General features: G+C 68.2%; 9 protein-coding genes. All 9 read right to left on the reverse strand.

The features are described from left to right. Positions 1-18 precede the first annotated feature (18 nt). Positions 19-1,146 carry an undecaprenyldiphospho-muramoylpentapeptide beta-N-acetylglucosaminyltransferase gene (gene murG, locus ACQP1T_RS28255; RefSeq protein WP_433756075.1) on the reverse strand — a complete coding sequence of 376 codons (1,128 nt, stop codon included), beginning with the start codon at positions 1,144-1,146 and terminating at the stop codon, positions 19-21. Next, complete coding sequence (ftsW, locus tag ACQP1T_RS28260) at positions 1,143-2,621, reverse strand: putative lipid II flippase FtsW (RefSeq protein WP_433756076.1); 1,479 nt, start codon at positions 2,619-2,621, stop codon at positions 1,143-1,145. Before ftsW ends, murG begins: the two co-directional genes overlap by 4 nt. Beyond that, positions 2,618-4,057 carry a UDP-N-acetylmuramoyl-L-alanine--D-glutamate ligase gene (gene murD, locus ACQP1T_RS28265; RefSeq protein WP_433756077.1) on the reverse strand — a complete coding sequence of 480 codons (1,440 nt, stop codon included), beginning with the start codon at positions 4,055-4,057 and terminating at the stop codon, positions 2,618-2,620. The genes ftsW and murD overlap by 4 nt, the downstream gene beginning before the upstream one ends. Positions 4,058-4,106: 49 nt before the next feature. Next, positions 4,107-5,183, reverse strand: a complete 1,077-nt coding sequence (gene mraY / locus ACQP1T_RS28270; RefSeq protein ID WP_433756078.1) for a phospho-N-acetylmuramoyl-pentapeptide-transferase — start codon at positions 5,181-5,183, stop codon at positions 4,107-4,109. Next, the gene (locus tag ACQP1T_RS28275; RefSeq protein ID WP_433756079.1) at positions 5,180-6,694 is read right to left on the reverse strand and encodes a UDP-N-acetylmuramoyl-tripeptide--D-alanyl-D-alanine ligase; all 1,515 of its coding nucleotides are present in this window, start codon (positions 6,692-6,694) and stop codon (positions 5,180-5,182) included. Before ACQP1T_RS28275 ends, mraY begins: the two co-directional genes overlap by 4 nt. After that, positions 6,691-8,409, reverse strand: a complete 1,719-nt coding sequence (locus ACQP1T_RS28280) for a UDP-N-acetylmuramoyl-L-alanyl-D-glutamate--2,6-diaminopimelate ligase (RefSeq protein WP_433756080.1) — start codon at positions 8,407-8,409, stop codon at positions 6,691-6,693. The genes ACQP1T_RS28275 and ACQP1T_RS28280 overlap by 4 nt, the downstream gene beginning before the upstream one ends. A gap of 66 nt (positions 8,410-8,475) precedes the next feature. Beyond that, a complete protein-coding gene (locus ACQP1T_RS28285) occupies positions 8,476-10,401 on the reverse strand; it encodes a peptidoglycan D,D-transpeptidase FtsI family protein (protein WP_433762399.1) in 1,926 nt (641 codons plus the stop codon). A gap of 2 nt (positions 10,402-10,403) precedes the next feature. Further along, the gene (locus tag ACQP1T_RS28290; protein WP_433756081.1) at positions 10,404-11,198 is read right to left on the reverse strand and encodes a hypothetical protein; all 795 of its coding nucleotides are present in this window, start codon (positions 11,196-11,198) and stop codon (positions 10,404-10,406) included. After that, complete coding sequence (gene rsmH, locus ACQP1T_RS28295; protein ID WP_433762400.1) at positions 11,195-12,172, reverse strand: 16S rRNA (cytosine(1402)-N(4))-methyltransferase RsmH; 978 nt, start codon at positions 12,170-12,172, stop codon at positions 11,195-11,197. The genes ACQP1T_RS28290 and rsmH overlap by 4 nt, the downstream gene beginning before the upstream one ends. Positions 12,173-12,245: the final 73 nt, after the last annotated feature.

Below are 12,245 nucleotides of genomic sequence, written 5' to 3' on the forward strand. Positions count from 1 at the left end.
TGGCATCGGCTCCCGTGGTCACCGGCCGCTCACCTCGACGACAATGCGCGCGAGCTCGTCGGCGGCATCGCGGTGTCCGGCGCCTGCGGCGGACAGGCTCATTTCGATCAGCCGTGCGCGGTCGGTCAGCAGCGGTATCACCTCGTCGATCACGTATTTCGGGGTCAGCTCGGCATCGGGGACGATTCTGCCACCCCCCTGGCGCACGATCGGCCTGGCATTGAGTTCTTGTTCACCGTTGCCGTGCGGCAGCGGCACATAGAACGCGGGCAGGCCGACCGCCGACACCTCGGCGACAGTCATCGCACCGGAGCGACAGACGACCGCATCGGCGGCGGCATAGGCCAGGTCCATCCGGGAAACATACGGCACGGCGATATACCGCGCCGCACCCTCATCCGATTCCGGGACCTCGAGGGTGTTCTTGGGTCCGTGCGCGTGCAGCACCGAGACGCCCGCCGCGGCCAGCTGTGCCGCCGCGCCGGAGATCGCCTTGTTCAACGAGACCGCACCCTGCGAGCCCCCGAAGACCAGCAGAACCGGTCCCTCGGCGGGGAGTCCGAAATGGGCACGGGCCTCGGCCTGCAGCCCGGCCCGATCCAGCGAGGTGATGGACCCGCGCACCGGAATGCCGATGACCTCGGCCTTGGCCAGACCCGAATCGGGTACGGCGGCAAGCACTCTGGCCGCGCGCCTCGCACCGACCTTATTGGCGATGCCCGCCTTGGCATTCGCCTCGTGCACCACCACCGGCACCGCGCGCCTGCGGCCGAGCACGCCACGCCCCGCCGCGAGGTAGGCGGGCAGTGCGACATAGCCGCCGAAACCGACGATCACATCCGCGTCTACCGCATCGATGACCGCCCTGGTCTTGGCCACCGAAGCGCGGACACGGCCGGGCAGCCGCAGCAGATCGGCGCTCGGCTTGCGCGGCAGCGGAACCGGTGGGATCAACTCCAGCGGATAGCCGCGCTCGGGCACCAGTTTGGTCTCGAGTCCGCGTTCGGTGCCGAGTGCGGTGACCCGGATCGAATCGTCGAGTCGCCGCAGCGCGTCGGCGACGGCCAGCGCGGGCTCGATATGTCCCGCGGTACCACCGCCCGCGACGATTACCGACAGTGGTTTGCGGGGTCGCTCCGCACTCACCTGGATCTTCCCCGATCTCTCGCATGGTTTATCGGATAGTTCGGCTCCCATGCCCTGGTCGCCCGCAGCGAACTCGTCCCCCGGCTCTCCGGCACGCGCCGTCGAGCGGATTCGGACTGGGTCCGCCGCCCCGGTGGCAGCGCGGCCCGCGCCCGTTCGGCCTTGGCCCGTTCGGCCCTGGCCCGCTGCTCGGCCGCCTTGGCCTTGGCCGCCGCCGATCGGGCCCGTGCCGCATCCGCCTTCGCCGGTGAGTACACCTCCGGCTTGGGCAGTCGCAGCAGTCGGCTGAATCGGCCGTCCTGTCCGGCCTGCAGCGCCGAAATGGCCTCGGGCTCGTGCCTGGCCGCGTTGGCGATGATGCCGAACATGAACAGGGTGATCGCCAGCGACGAACCGCCCGCCGAAACCAGCGGCAGCTGCAGACCGGTCACCGGGAGCAGGTTGACCACGTAGCCGATATTGATCAGCGCCTGGCCGGTGATCCAGGTCGTCGCGGTCGCGGTGAGCAGCCGCAGGAACGGGTCGACCGAACGGCTCGCGATGCGCAGGCCGGTGTAGACGAACAGTGCGAACAGACCCAGAACCAGTGCGCAGCCGAGGAATCCGAGTTCCTCGCCGATGATGGCGAAGATGAAGTCGTTGTGCGCATTCGGCAGGTACTGCCATTTGGCCCGGCTCTGGCCGAGACCGCGACCCCAGATGCCGCCGTCGGCCAGCGAGTACAGCGCTTGGCGCGCTTGATAATTGATGCCCTGCGGATCGTCGCCCGGATTGAAGAAGGCGCGCATCCGGTCCGAGCGATACCCCGCGGACAGTGCGAGCACGCCCGCGGCAATCACACCCGAAATCGCGATGGTGACGAACAACCGCACCGGAAGCCCGCCGAACCACAGCAGTGCGGCCAGGACGATGCCGAGCGCGATGGTGGTCGACAGATTCGGCTCCAGCACGACCAGCAGGCACACCAGCAGACCGGCGGGCACCAGCGGCACCAGAATGTCCTTCAGGCTGGCCTGTTCCGAGCGACGCGAGGCGAGCAGATGCGCACCCCACACCACCAGCGTCACCTTCACGATCTCCGATGGCTGCACCGAGACCGGCCCGATGAAGAACCAGCGCCGCGCACCCTGCACCTCTGAGCCGATGCCGGGAATCAGCACCAGCAAAAGCGCCAGCACCGAGATCGCGAACAGCGGAAACGACCATTGCCGCAGTCGCCGCAACGAAATCCGCAGTGCCAGATAGAACAGCACCGCGCCGACCGCGGCGAACATGGCCTGCTGGATGAACAGCGAATACGCCGACCCGCCATCGACATACGCCTCGACGCTCGATGCCGACAACACCATGACCAGACCGAGCACCGTCAGCAGTGTCGCGATCGTGACGACGAGATGGAACGACGCGAGCGGGCGCGCCAGCCAGGCGCCGAATTTGGTGGCCGCCAGCCGATTCCGCCGTGTCGTCTCGGTCATAGATGCCGCCCGATGTCACCGTCTTCCAGCGCGGCCACCGCGGCGGCGAAGCTGCGCCCGCGGTGGGTGTAATCGGCGAACATATCCAAGGAGGCCGCGGCCGGAGCCAGTAGAACGGCGTCCCCGGCACGGGCCAGCCCGGCCGCGGCGCGCACGGCCCGCGCCATCACAGCGTCGGCTGTCTCATCGGCACCGGCGTCACCCATCCCTGCATGGTCTCCCGCGCGGACCTCGACAACCGGGACCTCGGGCGCGTGTCGCGCCAATGCGGCCGCGAGCACCGGCGCGTCGGCCCCGATCAGCACGGCGGCGACGAGGCGATCGGCGATCTCCTCGACCAGATCCTCGACCGAGGCACCCTTCAACTGTCCACCGGCGATCCAAACCACCTGTGGGTGACCGAGTATCGATGAACGGGCGGCATGTGGATTGGTGGCCTTGGAGTCATCGATGAATTCGACACCGGCCACCTCGCGCACGAACGCGGCCCGATGCGGACCGACCTTGTGCTCGATGAGACCTTCGCGCACGAATTGCGGTGCCACATCGATGGCCCTGGTCAGCGCGGCGGCGGCGAGTGCATTGGCGACGCCGGCGGGTCCCTTGGGGCTGATATCACCGACCTCGGCCAGGATGGCGGCCTTGGTGAAGGCGCGGTCGAGCAGTTTGCCGTCCACGACACCGAGTTCGCCGTCGGCGGGGACGCCGATCCGGAAGCCGACCGTCCGGCGCGCCTTACTGCGCCGGGCCAGCGAGGCGGCCACCGGATCGTCGAGTCCGACGACACCGACGCGGCCATACAGCGCCCTGGACTTGGCGGCGGCGTAGGCGTCGAGGCCGCCGTGCCAATCCAGATGATCCTCGGCCACATTCAGCACCACACCGGCCTCCGGCCGCACCGAAGGCGCCCAATGCAATTGGAACGAGGACAGTTCGACGGCGAGCACCTGCGGACCCGGATTGCGGCGCAGCGCGTCCAGGATCGGCAGCCCGATATTGCCGCAGGCGACACTGGCGATACCGGCAGCGCGCAGGATCGAATGCACCATCGAAGTGGTGGTGGTCTTGCCGTTGGTACCGGTCACCACCAGCCATTTGCGGACCGGACCGTAGATCCTGGCCTGGTCGACCCACCAGGCGAATTCGACGTCGCCCCAGACCGGGGTGCCCTCGGTCACCGCGGCGGCGAGCACCGGCGAATCCGGCCGCCAGCCCGGACTGGTGATGACCAGCGCGAAGCGGCTCCAGTCCGCGGTTTCCAGTTCGGTGCAGGTCGCGATGTCCAGACCGAGTTCGGCCGCTTCGGCCAATGCGGCGGCGCCGCCGTCGGTGACCACCGGACGCGCGCCGATATCGCGCAGCGGTTCGATCAACGAGCGACCCGAGACACCCCATCCGGCCACCAGAACGTCACGGCCACGCAGGAATTCGAGCATGGGCCCCGGTGTTCGCAGGGCCCGCGGAGAATGTTCGACCATCGCTACTTCACCCGACCGCTGAGAGATATTCGCTGTAGAACAGGCCCAGCCCGACCGCCGACGCCATCGCCGCCAACAGCCAGAACCGAATAATCACCGTAGTCTCGGCCCACTTGCTGAGTTCGAAGTGATGATGGAACGGCGCCATCTTGAATAGCCGGTTGCGGGTTGTGCGGTACACCGCGACCTGCAGCACCACCGAGGCGGTCTCGGCGACGAACAGCGCACCGATCACGACCATCAGCAACTCGGTGCGGGTAGTGATGGACAGACCCGCGAGCATGCCGCCCAGGGCCAGCGAACCGGTATCGCCCATGAAGATCTTGGCGGGCGCGGCATTCCACCACAGGAAGCCGACGCACGCGGCGGCCGCCGAGGCGCAGACCAGTGCCAGGTCCAGCGGATCGCGCACGTTGTAGCAGCCCGCTTCCGGGATCGTCGCGCAGGCATTGCGGTACTGCCAGAACGTGATGATCACGTAGGCGCCGAGCACAAGGCTCATCGAACCCGCGGCGAGACCGTCGAGGCCGTCGGTCAGGTTCACCGCATTCGACCAGGCCACGACGAGCAGACAGGCCCAGCACAGGAAGATGATCACGCCCATCGATACCGTGGTGATATCGCGGACATAGGACAGATGCTTACTCGCCGGGGTCAACCCGTTGCCGCCGCGGAACTGTAAGGCGAGGATGCCGAAAAGCACCGCGGCGCTGATCTGACCGATGTACTTGCCCGCGGCCGAAAGCCCCAGATTGCGCTGCTTGCGCAGCTTGATGAAGTCGTCGAGAAAGCCGACCACACCCAGTGCGGTGGTCAGTCCGAGCACCAGAATGCCCGAGGCGGATGGCCCGTCGGCGTCGTAGCCGATGCCGATCAGATGCGAGCCGAGGTAACCGGCCCACATGCCGACCAGGATGGCCACACCACCCATGGTCGGGGTGCCGCGCTTGGCCTGATGACTGGCCGGACCGTCGACCCGGATCTCCTGCCCGAAGCCCTGCCTGGCGAAGATCCGTATCAACAGCGGCGTCAACAGGATGGAGACCGCGAGCGCGATCCCCGCCGCGAACAGAATCTGTCTCATCCAAGCGCCTCCGTGCTACCCCGACTGATTCCCGCACGTTCCGCGCTGGTCAAGTGTTCGGCGACCGCCCACAGTCCGACCGCCTTGGACGCCTTGACCAGCACCACATCGCCCGGCTCGACCTCGTCGTCGAGCAGCGCGATCGCCGCGCCGATATCGGGCACGAGGATCGACTCCTCGCCCCACGAGCCTTCCATTACCGCGCCCTGGTGCATCGCGTGGGATGGCCTTCCGGTGCCGACCACGATCAGCCGGGAGACATCCAGGCGCACCGCGAGGCGGCCGATCCGGTCGTGTTCGATGACGGATTCCTCGCCCAGTTCACCCATTTCGCCGAGTACCGCCCAGCTGCGGCGCGGGGTATCACCCGCGCGCGCCATGGTCACCAGCGCCTTGAGCGCGGCGCGCACCGAATCCGGGTTGGCGTTGTAGGAGTCGTTGACGACGGTGATGCCGTCGGCGGTGGTGCGCACATCCATGCGGCGCGCCGATGCGGCATGCGCCCCGCCGAGTGCCTGCGCGACGGTGTCGAGGTCCGCACCGCATTCGAGTGCGACGGCGGCGGCGGACAGCGCATTGCCGACCTGATGCTCGCCGTGCACGGCGAGCCGCACCGGGACGCTGCCCCTACTGGTGTGCAGGGTGAAGCCCGCGCGCGCCTCGGCATCGAGATGTACATCGGTGGCGCGGATTTCGGCATTGCCCGCTTGGCCGACCGTCACCACGCGGGCCTGCGTGCGTGCGGCCATGGCGGCAACCTGCGGATCGTCGGCATTGAGTACCGCCAGACCTGTCGACGGCAGTGCCTCGACGAGTTCGCCCTTGGTCTGCGCGATCGCCTCGCGACTGCCGAACTCACCGAGATGGGCGGTGCCGACATTGAGCACGACACCGATTTTCGGCGGCGCGACCTGTGCGAGCGCGGCGATATGGCCCGGTCCGCGTGCCGACATTTCCAGTACCAGGAAGCGGGTATCGGCGTCGGCGCGCAGCGCGGTCCACGGATGGCCGAGTTCGTTGTTGAACGATCCGGGCGGTGCGACGACCGGACCCAGCGGCGTGAGCACCGCCGCGAGCAGATCCTTGGTCGAGGTCTTGCCCGATGAGCCGGTCACCCCGATCACGGTGAGTCCGCCTGCCGCGGAAAGACGTTCGACGCTCACCCTGGCGAGGGTAGCGAGCGCGGCCAGTACCGCGGCGCCCGACCCGTCCGAATCACCGACCAGCGCAACGGATTTCGCTGGCACGGTACCCGGACTCGGCGTCACCACGATCGCGGGCACACCCACCGGGCGAGCCGCGAGGACCGCGACCGCACCAGCGTCGACGGCGGCCTCGGCATAGTCGTGGCCGTCGGCGTGCTCACCGGGCAGGGCCAAGAAAAGGTCCCCGGAACCGATTCGGCGCGAATCGAATTCGACCGAACCCGTAACCGTCACCTCCGGGTCGGGGGCGTCGTGCAGCGTGCCGCCGACGACCGCCGCGATCTCCCGCAGTGTCATCTCGATCATGAAACCGTCAAGTCCTCCGCGTCCGACCCCTGCGGACTCTGCTCAGTGTTGGATCGGCCGCGCTCCCGGGGCCCTACGCGGTCACCCTGCGCTACCGCCTCCGGGCCCGTCGCTCCCGCGGCGGTGTTGTCGTCCCGCGAGCCCCGCCCCCGTCGCTCCAACGCCGCCGCGAGCACCTCGCGGTCGTCGAACGGATGCTTCACACCCTGGATCTCCTGCCCTGCCTCATGTCCCTTACCGGCCACCAGCACCACGTCACCGGGACGGGCCCAGTCGACGGCGGCGGCGATGGCCGCGGCCCGGTCCCCGATTTCGCGCACCACACCCCGTTCGGCCTCTGGAACCTCGAGCGCACCGCGGCGCAGCGCGGCGCGGATCGCGGCCGGATCCTCGCTGCGCGGATTGTCATCGGTGATGATCAGCAGATCGGCGCCGCGCGCACCGGCCGCACCCATCAGCGGTCGCTTACCCGCGTCCCGGTCACCGCCCGCACCGACGACAACGGCCAGCCGACCGCCGGTATCGGCCGCCAGATGACCGCGCAGCGTGGCGATCACCGACTCCACCGCCGCTGGCTTGTGCGCGTAGTCGACGATGGCCAAGAAGTCCTGTCCGCGCTCGACCCGCTGCATCCGGCCCGGCACGTCGACGGTGGCCAGTGCGGGTGCGGCGACGGCGGGATCCACTCCGGCGGCGGTGCACACCGCGACCGCGAGCAGTCCGTTGGCGACGTTGTAGCGCCCTGGAAGCCGCAGGCGCACATCGACATTCGCCTCCGGTCCGGCGGCGGTGAATTCCTGTTCACCGCCGTGCGCGGTTACCGCGCCGGTCAGCTGCCACGTGCCGGAACCGGTGGTGGAGACGGTGATCGGATCCACCAGACCGGCGGCGAGACGCCGTCCCCATTCGTCATCGATGCAGATGACCGACGTGCGTGCGGCGATCGGCGACTCCGGTTCGAAAAGCCTGCGCTTGGCGGCGAAGTAATCCTCGAAGTCGGCGTGGAAGTCCAGGTGGTCCTGGGAGAGATTGGTGAACGCGCCCACCGCGAAGCGCACACCGTCCACCCGGCCCAGTGCCAGCGCGTGACTGGACACCTCCATCACTACCGCGTCCACACCCTGCTCGACCATCAGCGCGAACATGGCGTGCAACTGCGGCGCCTCGGGCGTGGTCAACGCGCTCGGCACCCGACGACCGCCGATCCTGGTCTCTATGGTGCCGATCAGCGCCGTGGACAGCCCGCCGGCTGCCAGCCCGGCCTCCACCAGATAGGCGGTTGTCGTCTTGCCGGAAGTGCCGGTAATGCCGACGATGCGCAGCCGCTCGGACGGATTGCCGTAGATCTCGCCGGAAAGCTCGCCGAGCACCGACCTGGGCTGCTCGCGCACCAGTACCGGCACATCGAGCTCGCCCGCCAGTTCCGCGCCCGCCGGATCGGTGAAGACCGCGACCGCGCCTCGTTCGACGGCATCGCGCGCGAAACGGGCGCCGTGCGCCTGCGCGCCCGGCAGTGCGGCGAACAGATCACCCGGTTGCACCGCATGCGAGCGCTGCTCGATGCCGGTGACCTGGATCTGCGCGAGGTCGGCTCGGGACGAGCCGGCACCGGTCAGCGCCAGCACGGTGGACAGCGACGTCGACCGTGGGTGGGTCGGCCGGAGCACGTGCTGGCTGGACTGCGCGGGCACAGGGCTCCTCTCGGGAATCGGCATGGATGGGATCGGGTGTCGAGTCAGGTTACCGACGTCGGCTCACGGCCGGGCAACGCGGCTCCAATCTTATGAAGCCTGCAGAACGAACCGTCGCGACGGCTCGGGTGATGGCGGGATACGGTCGCGCTGCAGCGCCCAGGAGGCGATGTTGTGGAACAGCGGCGCAACCGACCCGCCACCGCTGCCGTCGGAGCTGCGAATCGGTGCGTCGAGCATCAGGCCGATGACGTAGCGCGGGTTGTCCGCGGGGGCCATACCGGCGAAGGTGATGTAAAACGACGAGGTCGAATAACAGCGGCAACTCGGATCGACCTTCTGCGCGGTGCCGGTCTTGCCCGCCACCTGATAGCCATCGATGGCCGCGGACGAACCGGTGCCCATCTGCACGCCCATCGGATCGCGCTGCACGACCGCCTGGAACATGGTGCGCAGCGTGGCCGCGGTCCGCTCGCTCACCACGCGCACGCCGTCGGGCTGCGGCTCCTCGGTGCGGGTGCCGTCCGGTGCGGTCTCGGCCTTGACGATGCGCGGCGGAATCCGCACACCACCATTGGCGATCGCCTGGTACATCCCGGTCATTTGCAGTGTGGTCATCGAAAGTCCCTGTCCGATGGGCAGGTTCGCGAAGGTGCCGCCGGACCACTGGTCGCGAGCGGGAACCTGACCCGGGCTCTCGCCCGGCAGCCCGACTCCGGTGCGCTGGCCCAGCCCGAAGCGATTGACCATATCCGCGAACCGGTCCTCACCGACCCGCTGCGCCAGCATCAGCGTGCCCACATTGGACGACTTACCGAAGATGCCGGTGGTGGTATACGGCACGGTGGCGTGCTCCCAGGCGTCGTGCACGGTGACGCCCGACATCCGGATCTCGCCGGGCACCTGAAGCACCTCATCGGGATTGGTCAAGCCGTATTCGATGGCCGCGGCCGCGGTCACGATCTTGTTGACCGAACCGGGTTCGAAGGGGTCCTGCACCGAGGGGTTCTGCATTTCGGCATTGCCCCAATGCTGCGGTCCCAGTGCGGGATTGAAGGTGTTGTCATTCGACATCGCCAGCACCTGGCCGGTCTTCGCATCCAGTACCACGGCCGAGGCCGCGTTCGCGCCGGACATCTCCTTGGCCTGCTGCACCTGTTGCTGCACGTAGTACTGCAGATCCGAATCGAGGGTCAGTTCGACGGAGTAGCCGTTCACCGCGGGCTGCTTATCGCGCCAGCTGCCAGGAATAACCGCACCGTCGGAGCCGCGGTCATAGGTGTGCGAACCGTCGGTGCCCGCCAGCAGCGAGTCGAGCGACGATTCGAGCCCCATCTGGCCGTGTCCGTCCCATCCGGTGGTACCGAGCAGATTGGCCGCCAGCGAGCCGCCCGGATATTCGCGCACATCCTGACGTTCGGCGCCGACCTCGGGAAATTGCACGGTGATATCGGAGGCGATGCGCGGATCCACATTGCGGGCGAGGTAGACGAACGGCGTGTCGCTCTTCAGCTTGTCCAGCAGCGCCGATTCCGCGGGTGCGTCCTTGCCGATCTTGTCGTGGATGGTCTTGGCGATGGTTTTGAGCCGCTCATCGGGATCCGGGGCCTTGGCCGACTTCTCCTTCGCATCGGCGAGTTGTTTGCGCACGACCACCGGCTGGAAGGTCAGCGCCTGCGCGCTCAAGGTGTAGGCCAGGGACTTTCCGTAGCGGTCGGTGATCGGGCCGCGGGTCGCGGTATCGATCTTGCGGGTGGTGCGCTGGCTGGCCGCCTGCGCGGACAGGCTGGGCGCGGAAATGCTCTGCACCCACAGCAATTGGAGCGCGACGACCGCCAGTGCGATCAGCATGATCACCCGGCCGACGCCGAGACGCAGGCGCAGCGGCCGATCCGGGGCGGCCGTCCGCGGTCTGGATGCGGTTGCCGTCCTCGATGTTCCGGCGGCTCTGGTCGAGCCCGCCTCGGCTGCCGACGGCCCGCGGCGCTGACGCGACGCGGGCCTGGTCTGCCGCATGCTCATCGGGCGCCCTCGTCAGGGTCGGGCGCTGATCGGTTCGTCTCGGGCTGCGGCGCTTGGGCTTGCGCGGGGACGGGCTGCGGAGTTTCCGGTTGCGGTGTCTCCGCCGGAGCCTGCGCGACGGCACTCGGCGTCGGCACCGCGCTCGCAGGTGTCGGGCTCGGCGTCGGGCTCCCCTGTCCCGCAACGGCATTCGCGGGCTGACCGGTATTCGGCGGGGTCGTCACCGGAACCAACCGTTCACCGCGAGCCTGGGCATTGCCTGTCGGCGGGGGGGTGGGGGTGGCGGGCGAGCTGTTCAGCGGCGGCACCGGTGCGCCCTGTGCGGGCGTCGGCTTGCCGATCACCGTGACCCCGCCATCGGGTCCGATCACCAGTCGGGCCGGATCCTTGGCCGGAATCATCCCGAGTTCGCGGGCCCGGGCGGCGAGTTCGGGCGCGGAATCGGCGGCCTCCACCTCGCGCTGCAGCGCCGCGCGCTCATCGGCCAGCTTGCGATTGGTCGCCCTGGCATCGCCGAGCTGATAGCTGTCCTCGGCCGAACGGGTGGTGAGCAGCAGGGTGAGCGCGAGACCGCAGCCGAGCAGCGCGATGATGGCCGCCACGAACGGAATTCGCCCGGCCATCGCCGAAGTGCGCCGCTTGGGCAGATCGTGATGGTCCCCCGACTGCTCGGCCCGCATCCGGCGCTTGGCGTAGGCCCGTTGTGCGGCACCCGATTTCACCCGCTCGGCGGCCTGAACCCGGCGGGCGATCCGGCCCGGCGCCTCGACGGTACGCGTGCGCACACTCATGCTGTCCCCTCCTGGATTCTCTCCGCCGCGCGCATCCGCACCGGCGCCGCCCTCGGGTTTTCTTCGATCTCTTGTTCGGTCGCCTTCTCGGCACCCCGGGTCAGCAACCTGAATTCCGGTCCCATACCGGGCAATTCGACCGGCAGGTCGACCGGTGTCCGCGATGTGGTGCGCGGCGCCAACTCCTGTTTGACCACCCGATCCTCGAGCGACTGATATGACATGATCACAATCCGGCCGCCGACCCGCAGCGAATCGAGGGCGGCGGGCAGGGCGGCGCGCAGCGAATCGAGCTCGCCGTTCACCTCCACTCGCAGCGCCTGAAAGGTCCGCTTCGCCGGATGTCCGCCCGTCCGTCTGGCAGCGGCCGGGATTGTCGCATAAAGCAATTCGACCAATTCGGCACTTGTGCGAAACGGCTTCTGCTGGCGACGGCGCAGCACCGCGGACGCGATCTTGCCCGCGAAGCGTTCCTCGCCATAAGTTTTCAGCACCCGCGCCAGATCACCGTGGCTGTAGGTATTGAGCACATCCGCGGCGGTGATGCCCGTGGTCGGATCCATCCGCATATCCAGCGGCGCGTCGACGGAGTAGGCGAAGCCGCGCTCGGCCTCGTCGAGCTGCATCGAGGACACGCCGAGATCCATCAGGATGGCGCTCACCGAACCGGTGGTCGGCAGGCCGGCCTGTTTCAGTGCGGCCGCGATCCCGTCATATCGGATGTGTACCAAGGTGATTCGGTCCGCGAACGGAGCCAATCGCGCACCGGCCAATTCCAGCGCATGGGTATCGCGATCGAGTCCGATGAGATGGATATTCGGGTAGGTCCGCAGGAAGTGTTCGGCATGTCCACCCAAACCCAATGTGGCGTCGACATATACCGCGCCGGGTTCGGCGAGTGCCGGACCGAGGAGCGCGTCGGCTCGCTGGAGCAGAACCGGAACATGGCGAGGACCGTCCTGTTCACGGTTCACCTCGACCTCCCGGAATCCTGCCTCGCGTCGTCGCGCATCGAGCCGTGTCAGTGGGATCACTCGCTGCGGGGTC

This window comes from Nocardia sp. CA-135398 (assembly GCF_050955845.1).
Lineage (GTDB): Bacteria > Actinomycetota > Actinomycetes > Mycobacteriales > Mycobacteriaceae > Nocardia.

What these genes read in the sequence shown, in the direction of transcription:
- murD (WP_433756077.1), bottom strand. Translation starts at nt 4,057, where the DNA reads ATGCTCGAATTCCTGCGTGGCCGTGACGTTCTGGTGGCCGGATGGGGT.
- ACQP1T_RS28280 (WP_433756080.1), bottom strand. Translation starts at nt 8,409, where the DNA reads ATGCCGATTCCCGAGAGGAGCCCTGTGCCCGCGCAGTCCAGCCAGCAC.
- ACQP1T_RS28290 (WP_433756081.1), bottom strand. Translation starts at nt 11,198, where the DNA reads ATGAGTGTGCGCACGCGTACCGTCGAGGCGCCGGGCCGGATCGCCCGC.
- ACQP1T_RS28285 (WP_433762399.1), bottom strand. Translation starts at nt 10,401, where the DNA reads ATGCGGCAGACCAGGCCCGCGTCGCGTCAGCGCCGCGGGCCGTCGGCA.
- ACQP1T_RS28275 (WP_433756079.1), bottom strand. Translation starts at nt 6,694, where the DNA reads ATGATCGAGATGACACTGCGGGAGATCGCGGCGGTCGTCGGCGGCACG.
- mraY (WP_433756078.1), bottom strand. Translation starts at nt 5,183, where the DNA reads ATGAGACAGATTCTGTTCGCGGCGGGGATCGCGCTCGCGGTCTCCATC.
- ftsW (WP_433756076.1), bottom strand. Translation starts at nt 2,621, where the DNA reads ATGACCGAGACGACACGGCGGAATCGGCTGGCGGCCACCAAATTCGGC.